At 56.7% G+C, this 13298-nt stretch carries 14 protein-coding genes; 9 read left to right on the forward strand and 5 right to left on the reverse strand.

The annotated features are described in order from the left end of the window. The first annotated feature begins 130 nt into the window (after window positions 1-130). Window positions 131-2569: a Lon protease family protein gene (locus U5A05_RS03885; protein WP_261740895.1), complete on the forward strand. Its 2439-nt coding sequence runs from the start codon at window positions 131-133 to the stop codon at window positions 2567-2569. A gap of 304 nt (window positions 2570-2873) precedes the next feature. Further along, the gene (locus U5A05_RS03890; protein ID WP_261740896.1) at window positions 2874-3191 is read left to right on the forward strand and encodes a PA4575 family protein; all 318 of its coding nucleotides are present in this window, start codon (window positions 2874-2876) and stop codon (window positions 3189-3191) included. A 9-nt stretch (window positions 3192-3200) separates the two neighbouring features. Here U5A05_RS03890 and U5A05_RS03895 read toward each other — a convergent pair whose 3' ends face one another. Then, window positions 3201-5033 carry a hypothetical protein gene (locus tag U5A05_RS03895; RefSeq protein ID WP_321835807.1) on the reverse strand — a complete coding sequence of 611 codons (1833 nt, stop codon included), beginning with the start codon at window positions 5031-5033 and terminating at the stop codon, window positions 3201-3203. 142 nt (window positions 5034-5175) lie between these two features. Here U5A05_RS03895 and U5A05_RS03900 point away from each other — a divergent pair, with 142 nt between their 5' ends. Together U5A05_RS03900 and bamJ are read left to right on the forward strand one after the other, a co-directional pair. Then, complete coding sequence (locus tag U5A05_RS03900; RefSeq protein WP_048362450.1) at window positions 5176-5664, forward strand: TIGR00645 family protein; 489 nt, start codon at window positions 5176-5178, stop codon at window positions 5662-5664. A 143-nt stretch (window positions 5665-5807) separates the two neighbouring features. Next, window positions 5808-6425: a BamJ family beta-barrel-assembly machinery protein gene (gene bamJ, locus U5A05_RS03905; RefSeq protein ID WP_016779413.1), complete on the forward strand. Its 618-nt coding sequence runs from the start codon at window positions 5808-5810 to the stop codon at window positions 6423-6425. 98 nt (window positions 6426-6523) lie between these two features. Here bamJ and U5A05_RS03910 read toward each other — a convergent pair whose 3' ends face one another. From U5A05_RS03910 to U5A05_RS03920, 3 genes are all read right to left on the reverse strand, one after another. Further along, complete coding sequence (locus U5A05_RS03910) at window positions 6524-6796, reverse strand: PA4570 family protein (RefSeq protein WP_261740898.1); 273 nt, start codon at window positions 6794-6796, stop codon at window positions 6524-6526. Between the two features lie 195 nt (window positions 6797-6991). After that, window positions 6992-7333 (reverse strand): zinc ribbon domain-containing protein YjdM, encoded by a 342-nt coding sequence (locus U5A05_RS03915; RefSeq protein WP_261740899.1) that lies wholly within the window; start codon window positions 7331-7333, stop codon window positions 6992-6994. A gap of 202 nt (window positions 7334-7535) precedes the next feature. Then, on the reverse strand, window positions 7536-8504 hold the full coding sequence (locus tag U5A05_RS03920; RefSeq protein WP_261740900.1) for a polyprenyl synthetase family protein: 969 nt from the start codon (window positions 8502-8504) through the stop codon (window positions 7536-7538). A gap of 241 nt (window positions 8505-8745) precedes the next feature. On the opposite strand from U5A05_RS03920, the gene rplU reads away from it, so the two are divergent. The 5 genes from rplU (at window position 8746) to U5A05_RS03945 (ending at window position 12512) form a co-directional block, all read left to right on the forward strand. Continuing rightward, window positions 8746-9060, forward strand: a complete 315-nt coding sequence (gene rplU / locus U5A05_RS03925; RefSeq protein ID WP_003443915.1) for a 50S ribosomal protein L21 — start codon at window positions 8746-8748, stop codon at window positions 9058-9060. Window positions 9061-9094: 34 nt separating this feature from the next. Beyond that, the gene (gene rpmA / locus U5A05_RS03930; protein ID WP_003443913.1) at window positions 9095-9370 is read left to right on the forward strand and encodes a 50S ribosomal protein L27; all 276 of its coding nucleotides are present in this window, start codon (window positions 9095-9097) and stop codon (window positions 9368-9370) included. A 197-nt stretch (window positions 9371-9567) separates the two neighbouring features. Next, window positions 9568-10794, forward strand: a complete 1227-nt coding sequence (cgtA, locus tag U5A05_RS03935; protein WP_261740901.1) for an Obg family GTPase CgtA — start codon at window positions 9568-9570, stop codon at window positions 10792-10794. Between the two features lie 123 nt (window positions 10795-10917). After that, window positions 10918-12036, forward strand: coding sequence for a glutamate 5-kinase (gene proB, locus U5A05_RS03940; RefSeq protein ID WP_321836486.1), 1119 nt, complete (start codon window positions 10918-10920; stop codon window positions 12034-12036). Between the two features lie 14 nt (window positions 12037-12050). Further along, complete coding sequence (locus U5A05_RS03945) at window positions 12051-12512, forward strand: CreA family protein (RefSeq protein ID WP_261740902.1); 462 nt, start codon at window positions 12051-12053, stop codon at window positions 12510-12512. Window positions 12513-12803: 291 nt separating this feature from the next. Here U5A05_RS03945 and rpsT read toward each other — a convergent pair whose 3' ends face one another. Then, window positions 12804-13082 (reverse strand): 30S ribosomal protein S20, encoded by a 279-nt coding sequence (gene rpsT, locus U5A05_RS03950; protein ID WP_003443902.1) that lies wholly within the window; start codon window positions 13080-13082, stop codon window positions 12804-12806. Between the last annotated feature and the right edge of the window lie 216 nt (window positions 13083-13298).

Below are 13298 nucleotides of genomic sequence, written 5' to 3' on the forward strand. Positions count from 1 at the left end.
TCTGTTCTGGAGCACATTTTCGGCCCGTAAACACTGGGAGGTGAGATTTCCCGTGTTGTGTTCCTTGCCAGTGGTGCACAGCCAGCGCCAGAATGCTGCCATCTGCCCCGCCCCGATGTAAGGAAGCCCGATGCCTGATTCTGTTGCCACCAGCTTGCGTCTAGCGCCTGACGCGCTAACCCGTCCTTTCTCTGCTGAACAGTTCAGCTTCTCTAACACCAATGATTTAGAACCCTTTCGCGGAATTCTCGGCCAGGAGCGAGCGGTCGAAGCCTTGCAGTTTGGCGTGGCCATGCCGCGCCCGGGTTACAACGTATTTGTGATGGGCGAACCGGGAACGGGTCGCTTTTCGTTCGTCAAACGCTACCTCAAGGCGGAAGGCAAGCGCCTGAAGTCGCCGAGCGACTGGGTGTACGTCAATAATTTTGATGAGCCGCGTGAGCCGCGTGCCCTGGAATTGCCGTCGAGTACCGCTGGCGCCTTTATTGCCGATATCAATCACTTGATCGACAACCTGCTGGCAACTTTTCCGGCAGTGTTTGAGCACCCGACGTATCAGCAGCGCAAAAGCGCGATCGACCGTGGCTTCAATCAGCGCTACGACCGTGCGCTGGATGTGATTGAGCGTCTGGCGCTGGAAAAAGGCGTAGCGCTGTATCGTGACAGCAGCAACGTGGCATTCACCCCGATGAGTGATGGCAAGGCGCTGGATGAGGCTGAGTTTTCGCAATTGCCTGAGGCCGAGCGCGAACGCTTTCACGAGGATATTTCCGGGCTGGAAGAGCGGCTGAACGAAGAGCTGGCCAGCCTGCCGCAGTGGAAGCGTGAGTCGAACAATCAACTGCGCCAGTTGAACGAAGAAACCATCACCCTGGCCCTGCAACCATTACTGTCGCCGCTGTCGCAGAAGTACGCCGAAAATGGCGCGGTCTGCGGCTATTTGCAGGCGATGCAGGTTTACCTGCTGAAAACCGTGGTCGAGCAATTGGTCGACGACAGCAAGACCGACGCCCAGGCCCGCAAGCTGCTCGAAGAGCAGTACCTGCCGAGCCTGGTGGTGGGCCAGCCGCTGAGCGGCGGTGCGCCGGTGGTATTTGAGCCGCACCCGACTTACGACAACCTGTTTGGCCGTATCGAATACAGCACCGACCAGGGTGCGCTGTACACCACCTACCGGCAGCTGCGCCCCGGTGCTTTGCACCGTGCCAACGGTGGTTTTTTGATTCTCGAAGCCGAGAAAATGCTCAGCGAGCCATTTGTCTGGGATGCCCTCAAACGCGCCCTGCAATCGCGCAAGTTGAAAATGGAATCGCCGCTGGGCGAGATGGGCCGCCTGGCGACCGTCACTCTCAACCCGCAAGTCATTCCCTTGCAGGTCAAGGTCATTATCATTGGTGCCCGCCAGCTGTATTACACGCTGCAGGACCTCGACCCGGACTTCCAGGAGATGTTCCGGGTGCTGGTGGACTTCGACGAAGATATCCCCATGGTCGATGAGAGCCTTGAGCAGTTCGCTCAGTTGCTGACCACCCGCACTTCGGAAGAAGGCATGGCACCGCTGACCGCCGATGCAGTGGCGCGTCTGGCGACGTACAGCGCGCGTTTGGCCGAGCATCAGGAGCGGTTGTCGGCGCGTATTGGCGATTTGTTCCAGCTGGTCAGCGAGGCGGATTTCATTCGTCACCTGGCGGGCGATGAAATGACCGACGCCGGGCACATCGAGCGTGCGCTCAAGGCCAAGGCCACCCGCACGGGGCGTGTCTCGGCACGGATCCTGGATGACATGCTGGCCGGGATTATTCTGATCGATACCGATGGCGCGGCCGTCGGCAAGTGCAACGGCCTGACCGTACTGGAAGTCGGTGACTCGGCCTTTGGTGTGCCGGCGCGGATTTCCGCCACGGTGTATCCGGGTGGCAGTGGCATTGTCGATATCGAGCGCGAGGTTAACCTCGGGCAGCCGATTCACTCCAAGGGTGTAATGATTCTGACCGGGTATTTGGGCAGCCGTTATGCCCAGGAATTCCCGCTGGCAATTTCGGCCAGTATCGCGCTGGAGCAGTCCTACGGTTACGTCGATGGCGACAGTGCGTCGCTGGGCGAGGCCTGTACGTTGATTTCAGCGTTGTCGAAAACGCCGCTTAAGCAGTGTTTTGCAATTACCGGCTCCATCAACCAGTTTGGTGAAGTGCAAGCGGTGGGCGGGGTCAACGAGAAGATCGAAGGCTTCTTCCGACTCTGCGAAGCGCGGGGGCTGACAGGCGAGCAGGGGGCGATTATTCCGCAGGCCAACGTAGCGACCTTGATGCTCGATGAAAAGGTGCTGCAGGCGGTACGTGATGGCAAGTTCCACGTGTACGCGGTGCGCCAGGCCGATGAGGCCTTGAGCCTGTTGGTGGGTGAGCCTGCCGGTGAGCCGGATGAAGAGGGCCAGTTCCCTGAAGGCAGCGTCAACGCTCGCGTGGTAGAGCGGTTGCGGGTAATTGCGGAAATGATCAACGACGACGACCTCAAGGAAGCCGAAAAGGAGTTGCTGGCTGAAGCATTGGCGGCGAAGAAACCGGCTTAACCCGTCACTCTGTAGATGCTTTGTTCCAGGTCAAGCCCCCAGTGGGAGCGAGTCAGCTCGCTCCCACGATTGAATTGTCTCTGTAGCCCGTCGCAGCCTGCGGCAGCGGCTACAAAACGGCGTGAGCATCAAGGCAGTTGCTCCCACAAAAAACAAAGTCGCCAACCGACGAGGCCGTTGGTCATTGGCGACTTTTCTTATGCGGTATTTCTTCTATTCTGAGGTCAAGGACTCCACTGTCGTCACTGGAACGATGCAGCCCGTAGTGTGCGGCTGAAGACAGGATCTACCGAGGGTCGCCGCCATGTCGCGCAACCTTTGCCTCACTCGCCAATGCTTGGGCTTGGTGACCCGTATTGAATGCAGCGTTCGACCGCTGGCAGGCAATAACGGGATGTGGACGCTGCTCTTTGCTGCCGGACTGGCAGGTGAGCAACCTTCCACCATCAAGGCGCAAGGCCCATTCCCCGGCCCGTTCGTGGCCGAAACCATTCTTGAGTCAATTGTTGAAAGCCTGACGTTGCATGGCTATCGGCTCGCGGACGATCCGCAGATCTGGTGCCTGCATGTACAGGCCCAGCTGCGTCAGATCAATGGCGGGCGTTGTCACGCCTCCCGCTAACCAGCGGTTCTATTGTGGGGTGCTGGCTTCCGGGGCTTTATCGAGCTTGACCTCGAATCCGTACTCGACAGGGTTCAGCGCGATGCGGGCATAGCTTTCCAGTTGGGTCGGCTGGCCGTAAAAGTAATGCACGTCGAAGATTGGCGAGCCGTTGGGCTCGGTCAAATGGCTTACAGCGACCACTTCCTTCAGATAGTTACCCGTGTCGTCCTTGGCGTAAAAGCGCCAGGCTTCGGCCGGGAATAATTTTTGATCAACGATCAGTGCGTTGTCTTTGAGCTCAAGGCCTTTGGGCAGGTGAGCGATATCCAGGGCTTGTTTGTCTATGTCGGCGACAAACAGGGGGATAGAGCCAATCGCGTATGCCGGTGTTTCGGGAAACAGGTTCAGGTCGTAGGTGATGACACCTGTGTGGGGGTCAACATCAAAGGCTTCGGCAGGCAGCTCAAGTGGCTCGCCGCGGTTGCCATTGTCGTCCTCGGCGAAGAACGTTACAGGTGCGTCAGACGTGTCGGGGAGCGCGCCGAGCATTTCATCATTGAAGGTGGCCGGGTGGCTGAACTCAATGGTCGCGGCGCTGGCGTCGTCCACTGACTGGCTGATCACGACGCTTTTTTCCAATTGCTCGGGGTCAAGGGTGGCGTCTTTCAGGTAGCTGGCGGCCTGATCGTCATAGACCACAACGTTGAGCGGGAGCGGCTGGATAGCTTTGCCCACGACGGTTTTGTCGAGCTTGCGCACTGGCAGGTCGAGAGCTTTGCGGGTGACATTGGCGGTGGAGAAGTCGAGCACGTTGATGTCGACATTTTCGACCACACCGTTGAAGTACACCTTGCTGTAATGGTGGGGGTGTTTTTGGTCAAAGGCCTTTTGTTCGGTATCCAGTTGCTGCTCGAATGCGTCACTCCAGGCTGTTTGCTTGAGCATTTCGGCCAATTGCTGTTGATAAAAGGCCAGTTGTTCGGCGTTCTCGTTGATCGAGCCTGCGCGCGACAGGAACTGCCCGGAGTGGTCGCGGGCCTGGATGATCAGCGGGTTGAGCGGGGTGTCGCGTACTTGCTCGGCCAGCGCGGCGCTGTTGACGATGTCCACCTCGGCAAAGTTTTTGCCCAGTGCCAGCAGGGTCACGCTGATCGTACCGTCGGTGCGGGTTTTACCCACGTCCTTGCTGCTCAGGTTGAAGTTGACCACTTTGCCTGGCGCAATGACTTCGACTTTGCCGTGCAGCATCAGGGGTTGAGGCTGCTGCGTGTTATCGACTTCAATCCCGTCTATGTAGGGGTAGGTGACAGTCAGGTCGTCCGGGTTGCTCAGGTTGGCGCTGGAGGGGCTTAGCTGGATGCCTGGATCGGTTTCGGACCATTCTGGTTGAAAGGGTATCTCCTGCTTGTTGCTCAGGGTCACGGACTGCCATTCAAGTGCGTGGGGGAACGGGAACTCGGAGGCGCTGTTGAGCGGGAACGGGAAGACTGGCTCCAGATCCGTCAGGTAATCGGAGCTGGAGTTTTTGCGCAGTACAAACAGGCCGTTGATATAGGTATCGCTAAGTGCCTGGCTGCTTGGGTAATGCTTGAGCAGCGCGAGGTCGTCTGTGGCGTACTCGGTCTCAACAGGTTTGTCTTGCAGCTTGAGGCGTGCACGTTCCAGCAACAGCAGGGAGCCGCCCAGGTCTGCTACAGCGTCTTTGAGCTGTTGGTCCTTGATGGCATCGAGGCTTTTTTCAAATGCCGCGCTGCGCTCTTCCAGGCTGGCCTGCTGATGTTTATCGTCAGGGGAGCAGCCGCCGGTGGCGAGCAATGCCATCGAAAGCCCAAAACAAGCCAAGGGAAATCGCAGATCCATGGTTCGGTTTTCCTGTCCGTAAACAAAGCTGAGAAGGTGGACACTAGCAGAAATTGTTTTTACAGGCTGTTTCGAAGCCTTTAACTATGCCGTTTTCCCACTGATATACTCGCGCCCATTTTTTTATTTCCTGTGAGATTCAATGGAACGCTTTATCGAAAACGCAATGTACGCCTCGCGCTGGATCCTGGCGCCGATCTATTTTGGGCTCTCGCTGGGCTTGCTGGCTTTGGCGTTGAAGTTCTTTCAGGAAGTGTTTCACGTAATCCCTAACGTGTTCGCGCTAAGTGAGTCGGATTTGATCCTGGTCATCCTGTCGCTGATCGACATGGCGCTGGTGGGCGGTTTGCTGGTGATGGTGATGATCTCCGGTTACGAAAACTTCGTCTCGCAACTGGATATCGACGAACACAAAGAGAAGCTTAGCTGGTTGGGGACGATGGACTCCACGTCGCTGAAGATGAAAGTAGCGGCTTCGATTGTGGCGATTTCCTCGATCCACCTGCTGCGGGTGTTTATGGATGCACGCAATATCGAGCCTCAGTACCTGATGTGGTACGTGATTATTCATATGACCTTTGTGATATCGGCGTTTGCGATGGGCTATCTGGATAAATTGACCAAACACTGAGGTCGGCCGTGCAGGCGTGCACAAACCCGGGCTGCGAAGGCTTTGGGGGCTGTGGTAGTCTGCTGGCCCTTTTTTGGTTCAGGGTGTCCGGGAGCAGCGGTTAATACGGCTTTTTCTGGGCACCCCCACAGCGGAGCAGTGTTATGTCCGAAGTAAATCTGTCGACCGACGAAACCCGCGTTAGCTACGGTATTGGCCGTCAGCTGGGTGACCAACTGCGCGACAACCCGCCACCGGGCATCAGCCTGGATGCAATCCTGGCTGGCCTGACTGACGCTTACGCGGGCAAGGAAAGCCGTGTAGGTCAGGAAGAAATGTCGGCCAGTTTCAAGGTGATCCGCGAGATCATGCAAGCTGAAGCCGCTGCCAAGGCAGAAGCTGCTGCAGGCGAAGGCAAGGCTTTCCTGGCTGAAAACGCCAAGAAAGACGGCATCACCACTCTGGCTTCCGGCTTGCAATTTGAAGTTGTGACTGCGGGCGAAGGCGCTAAGCCATCCCGTGAAGACACCGTGCGTGTTCACTACCACGGCACCCTGATCGACGGCACTGTGTTTGACAGCTCCTACGATCGTGGTCAGCCAGCTGAGTTTCCGGTTGGCGGCGTGATCGCAGGCTGGACTGAAGCCCTGCAACTGATGAACGCCGGCAGCAAATGGCGCATCTACGTGCCGAGCGAACTGGCTTACGGCGCGCAAGGCGTTGGCAGCATTGCTCCGCACAGCGTGCTGGTATTCGACGTGGAACTGCTGGACGTTCTGTAAGAACTCGGCGCTTTAACGTTGTAGAGCGGGCTTGCTGGCGATCGGGATGACTGTGTGTCGTCTGTATCGCGAGCAAGCCCGTTTGCTTTTGGCGCACGTCATATTTCTATTTTGGCGTGATGCTCGTGAGTGTCGGTCGTGCCGATTGGGCGCAATGCCCGGGCATAGCAGAACAGAAACAAGTTACGCACCAACTCCTTGAGCACCACCGGCTCGCTTGAGTTGAGACCGTTGAAATCCAGGTCGCCCTGATCCTGTAGTTCGTTTAGCGCTTCTTCTTCCAGTACGGCACAGACTTCCCCGGTTTCCCGATGCAGGATTCGCAGGTAGGGATGTGGACGGTCCAGCCAGGCATCAATCAAATAAGTCATGAGTGTCATCTCCTTGATGAATACCAATGAGAATAATTCTTATTCAATTAATAGCAAGTGCCTATTGGCGGATTTGTATTTTTTCTGGATAAAAACTGCTGCCGATCAAAGCGGCTGGCTTTTTGATATTGCGAAGGGGTGGAGCGGGGGGGGTCGCACCTTCCTGCGCGAAACGCAGGAAGGTAAGCAACAGAATCAGACTTTGCGTACGAACTCGGACTTGAGTTTCATTGGGCCAATACCGTCGATCTTGCAGTCGATATCGTGGTCGCCATCGCACAGACGAATATTTTTGACCTTGGTGCCGACTTTGACCACCAGGGACGTGCCCTTGATTTTCAGGTCCTTGATTACGGTAATAGTGTCACCGTCGACCAGAATAGTGCCCGCGGAGTCTTTGTAGACTTTTTCATCGCTGGCTTCTTCAGCCTCGCCGTTGGCGGACCACTCATGGGCGCATTCCGGGCAGATCAGCTGAGCGCCGTCTTCGTAGGTGTATTCGGAATTGCATTTTGGGCAGGGTGGCAACGTGCTCACTAAAGCTCCTTAAGAGTCAGGATGGCTAAAAGGCACGCATTATATAGGGTTTTGTTGGCGGGCGGGTAAACGTGGAGCTTTACCGAACACGTAGCCGCTGCAGCAGGCTGCGACGGGCTGCGCAGCGACCCTTCTTGAATGCTCAAGCGAAGGTCCTGCGGCCCTTGTCGCAGCCTGCGGCAGCGGCTACAGCGTCACGGGATCAGTGCGTACGCGCTACCGCAAATTCACTCAGTTCCACCAGCGCGTCGCGGTATTCGCTTGGCGGCAGGGCTTCAAGGCAAACAATGGCACGGGCAACGTAGTCGCGAGCCAATTGTGCGGTGTACTCCAGCGAACCAGAGGCCTCAACGGCAGCACGAATGCTTTCAAGGTCCTCAATGCCACCTTTCTGGATGGCTTTGCGTACCAGGGCAGCCTGCTCGGGTGTGCCTTCACGCATGGTGTAGATCAGCGGCAGGGTCGGCTTGCCTTCAGCCAGGTCGTCACCGACGTTCTTGCCCAGGGTTTCGGCGTCACCGCGGTAGTCGAGCAGGTCGTCCACCAACTGGAAAGCCACGCCCAGGTGATCACCAAAGGTACGCAGCGCTTCGCTTTGTTCTGGTGTGGCACCGGCCAGTGCCGCAGCGCTGTGGGTCGAAGCCTCGAAAAGCATCGCGGTTTTACCGCGAATGACTTCCATATAGGTTTCTTCGGTGGTGCTGGCGTCGCGCACTTTAGACAGCTGCAATACTTCGCCTTCGGCAATGATGCGGGTAGCTTGCGACAGGATTTTCATCACTGGCATCGAGCCCAGCTCAACCATCATTTCGAAGGAGCGCGAGTACAGGAAGTCGCCGACCAGCACGCTGGGTGCGTTGCCCCACGTAGCATTGGCCGTTTTGCGGCCACGGCGCATGCCCGACATGTCGACCACGTCGTCGTGCAGCAGGGTCGCGGTGTGCAGGAACTCGATGGTCGCTGCCAGCAGACGCATATCGTCGCCTTCGCGGCCAAGGGCCTTGCCACACAACAGCACTAATAAAGGACGAAGGCGTTTGCCTCCAGCCGAAGTAATGTAGTCGCCGATTTTTGAGACCAGCGGCACGCGTGAAGTCAGCTGCTTCTTGATGATGCCATCGACGGCGCTAAAATCGTCCGCCACCGCGCGGTAGAAAGCTTGGGGTTGCATCAGCGACAGGTGCTCCAGAAGGGTTGCGCGGCATGCTAGGTCGGGGGGCTGGGCCTGTCAAGGCGCGATGGACGGCCCCTTGCAACCCTGGCATGGCTTGCGTACAATCGCGCACCCTGAACTTCCTGGGCAGCACCTGCCTTACGCAATTGCACTTGGGCCGTTCCAGCCCCATGCAGCCATGCCAGCCAATACCTTTACCTATAAAGAGCTGGGTGAGCAGGATTATCGGAGAAATACCATGTCGTACGCAGTAATCGTTACTGGTGGCAAGCAATACAAAGTAGCTCCAGGTGAATACCTGAAGATCGAAAAACTGGAAATCGCTACCGGCGAATCCGTAACTTTTGATCGCGTTCTGTTGGTCGCCAATGGCGACGACGTAAACATCGGCGCTCCAGTTGTTCCTGGCGCCACTGTTGTTGCTGAAGTGATCTCCCAAGGTCGTCACGATAAAATCCGCATCATCAAGTTCCGTCGTCGTAAGCACCACATGAAGCGTATGGGCCACCGCCAGTGGTACACCGAGATCAAAATCACCGGTATTCAGGCTTAATTTCAGCCTAATTCCTCACTAGGAGAATTGACTCATGGCACACAAAAAAGCTGGTGGTAGTACCCGTAACGGTCGCGACTCAGAAGCCAAACGCCTTGGCGTGAAGATGTATGGCGGCCAGGCTATCATTCCGGGCAACATCATCGTGCGTCAGCGCGGCACCCAATTCCACGCTGGCTACGGCGTTGGTATGGGCAAAGATCACACCCTGTTCGCGAAAGTGGAAGGCGTGATCAAGTTCCAGGTTAAAGGCGCCTTCGGTCGTCGCTATGTAAGCATCGTTCCGAAGACTGCAGTCGTCGCGGCGTAATAGCTTGGTAGCTGGAAGAGCCCTGTCTTGCGACGGGGCTTTTTCGTTTGTGGGGTGAGTCTCTTGCAAAACTGTTTGTATGGGCTGCTGGCGCTGGATTTTACGGTCGTTGATTGAGGTCGCTGCGCTCATTTTTGCAAGAGTCTTATGTCTTGGTTTTTATCGGCTCGTCCTGATGACGAGAGGCGTGTTTTGTTATGAAGTTTGTTGATGAAGTATCGATCAAAGTAAAAGCAGGCGACGGTGGTAACGGTTGCATGAGTTTCCGTCGTGAGAAGTTCATCGAAAATGGTGGGCCAAACGGTGGTGATGGTGGTGACGGCGGCTCGATCTACATGATCGCCGACGAAAACCTCAACACTCTGGTTGACTACCGTTATACCCGCCACTTTGATGCCCAGCGCGGCTCGAACGGCGGCAGTGCGGATTGCACGGGTCGCAAAGGTGAAGATCTGGAGCTGCGTGTTCCGGTCGGCACTACGGTGATCGATGCGGGCACTCAGGAAATTATCGGCGACCTGACCAAGGCCGGCCAGCGTTTGCTGGTGGTGCATGGCGGTTGGCACGGTCTGGGTAACACCCGTTTCAAATCCAGTACCAACCGGGCTCCGCGCCAGACTACTCCGGGCAAGCCGGGTGAGCAGCGCGACCTGAAACTGGAATTGAAAGTGTTGGCTGACGTGGGTCTGTTGGGCTTGCCGAATGCCGGTAAAAGTACCTTTATCCGCTCGGTGTCTGCAGCCAAGCCAAAAGTGGCGGATTATCCGTTCACTACTCTGGTGCCAAACCTGGGTGTAGTCAGCGTGGATCGCTGGAAGAGCTTTGTGATTGCCGATATTCCTGGCTTGATCGAAGGTGCTTCCGATGGCGCGGGCCTGGGGATTCGTTTCCTCAAGCATTTGGCGCGTACCCGTCTGTTGCTGCACCTCGTCGACATGGCGCCGGTTGAAGGCAGTGAAAGTGCTGCTGACACCGCTGAAGTCATCGTTAATGAGCTGACCAAGTTCAGCCCGTCGCTGGCTGAGCGTGATCGCTGGTTGGTCTTGAACAAGTGCGATTCGTTGCCGCAAGACGAGCATGACGCGCGAGTTAAAGAAGTTGTTGAGCGTCTTGAGTGGACTGGCCCGGTTTACGTGATCTCGGCTATTGCCAAGATCGGTACCGAAAAACTGTGCCACGACATCATGCGTTATCTGGAAGATCGTGCAGACCGTCTGGCCAATGATCCTGCTTACAAGGAAGAATTGGCTGAGCTGGATCAGCGCATCGAAGATGAAGCGCGTGCGCAGCTGCAAGCACTGGATGACAAGCGTGCCCTGCGTCGCAGCGGCGTGAAGAGCGTCCACGACATCGGCGACGATGACTGGGATGAAGAAGATGTTGATGATGAAGATGGTCCGGAAATCATTTACGTCCGCGACTGATTCGTTGCAGTAAACTACAGCGCCGCTCCATGAGCGGCGTTTTAGCATCTACGATTTGGTAATCAAAAATAATTCCATGGGTGGCGCTCGGTCGCGCTGCTCTCAGGCATAGGTTGGATGATGATGCGGAGCAAGGTGACGGGTGCACAGCGCTGGGTTGTTAAGATCGGCAGCGCGTTGCTGACAGCGGATGGCAAGGGCCTGGATCGCGCCGCGATGGGCGTTTGGGTCGAGCAGATGGTGGCCTTGCACGAGGCGGGCGTTGAGCTGGTGCTGGTGTCTTCGGGTGCGGTTGCGGCCGGGATGAGTCGCCTGGGCTGGACGGTGCGACCGAGTGCCATGCACGAGCTGCAAGCGGCTGCGGCCATTGGCCAGATGGGCTTGGTACAGGCCTGGGAGTCGAGTTTTGCCGAGCACTCCCGGCACACGGCGCAAATCCTGCTGACCCATGACGATCTGTCTGATCGCAAGCGTTATCTCAATGCTCGCAGCACTCTGCGTGCGCTGGTGGAATTGGGTGTGATCCCGGTCATTAATGAAAATGACACGGTGGTTACGGACGAAATCCGCTTCGGTGATAACGATACGCTGGCGGCGCTGGTGGCCAATCTGGTTGAGGCGGACCTGTTGGTGATTTTGACCGATCGCGACGGTATGTTTGATGCCGATCCGCGCACTAACCCTGATGCAAAAATGATCTACGAAGCGCGTGCCGATGATCCTGCGCTGGATGCGGTGGCGGGTGGTACCGGTGGGGCTCTGGGGCGTGGTGGCATGCAGACAAAACTGCGTGCAGCGCGTCTGGCGGCTCGCTCCGGGGCGCACACGATTATCGTGGGCGGGCGTCTGGATCGTGTGCTGGATCGTCTTAAGGCTGGCGAGCGTCTGGGGACATTGCTGTCGCCTGAGCGTGGTCTGCTGGCAGCGCGCAAGCAGTGGCTGGCCGGGCATCTGCAAACCCGAGGCACGCTGGTGTTGGATGATGGTGCTGTCGCTGCATTGTCCCAGGGCAACAAAAGCCTGCTGCCAGTGGGGGTCAAGGCGGTTCAGGGTGGTTTCCGGCGCGGCGAGATGGTGGTGTGCGTGGCATCGGACGGTCGAGAAATTGCCCGTGGCCTGGCTAACTACAGCGCTGGCGAAGCGCAAAAAATTATTGGGCAGTCGTCGGATGCGATTGTCGGTTTGTTGGGATATATGGCGGAGCCTGAGCTGGTTCACCGCGATAACCTGATTCTGGTTTGATTTTGAGGTGTTCTATGCGCTTGATTGGCGGTTTGTTGGGGTTGATATTGGCGGTGCCGTTGCTGGCATCGGCTGAAGAGATTGGCTCGGTGTCGACGGTATTCAAGTTTGTCGGGCCGAATGATCGCATTGTGGTCGAAGCGTTTGATGATCCCAAGGTAGATGGCGTGACTTGCTACCTGTCTCGTGCCAAAACGGGCGGCATGAAAGGTGGTCTGGGCTTGGCTGAGGATCGTGCTGAGGCGTCGATTGCGTGCCGTCAGACCGGTCCGATCAGCTTCAAGGGTGACCTGAAGGATGGCGACGAGGTGTTCAAGGAGCGCACGTCCTTGGTATTCAAGACCATGCAGGTCGTGCGATTCCTCGACAAGAAGCGCAATACGTTGGTGTATCTGGTGTATAGCGACCGTCTGATCGAAGGTAGCCCGCAGAATGCGGTAACGGCGATCCCGATTTTGCCGTGGCCGCACGAGTAACGGGTCTTAATAAAAAAGCTGCGGTTATCGCAGCTTTTTTTTGCCGATATTTTGCTGCGTTGTCGCTTTTGTAGCCGCTGAGGAGTGGAGCGAGGCTGCGTTCGGCGGCGAAACCGTCGCAAAACCATGGGGCGCGGGTGTTGCGAGGGCTATCGGATTTGCGATCGCTTCACCCTCGAGCGCAGCCTCGCTCCTCAGCGGCTACAGGATGTGCATTGTGTTCGGGGAGGGTGTCAAATCGCAGGCAATAAAAAACCGACCCTGAGGTCGGTTTTTTAAAAAGCTTATCGCTTAAGCGGCAGTCGCAAGGTTCAACGCCTTGACGTGGCCATTCAGGCGGCTCTTATGGCGAGCAGCTTTGTTCTTGTGGATGATGCCTTTATCGGCCATACGGTCGATAACAGGTACAGCCAGAACATAAGCAGCTTGCGCTTTAGCAGCGTCTTTTGCGTCAATGGCTTTAACTACATTCTTGATGTAGGTACGAACCATGGAACGCAGGCTGGCGTTGTGGCTGCGACGCTTCTCAGCCTGTTTTGCACGTTTTTTGGCGGAAGGTGTGTTGGCCACCGTCGAGCTCCTCGAAAGACTTTTGGGAAATAACAAACAAAATAGGCCGCGAATCATGCCGATGACGAGAACTCTTGTCAAGGGCGTTTGATGCGATCCGCTGAGTGGTGGATCGAGGCAGACGGGATATTTATTTCCGGCGCTTGACCTGTAAACTCGCGAGCTTGGCTCTGTGCTGTTGCGGCGCGCAGTATCGCATAAGTGGGCGCTTTGTAC

The sequence above is a fragment of the Pseudomonas kulmbachensis genome, assembly GCF_963681935.1.
Taxonomy (GTDB): domain Bacteria; phylum Pseudomonadota; class Gammaproteobacteria; order Pseudomonadales; family Pseudomonadaceae; genus Aquipseudomonas; species Aquipseudomonas kulmbachensis.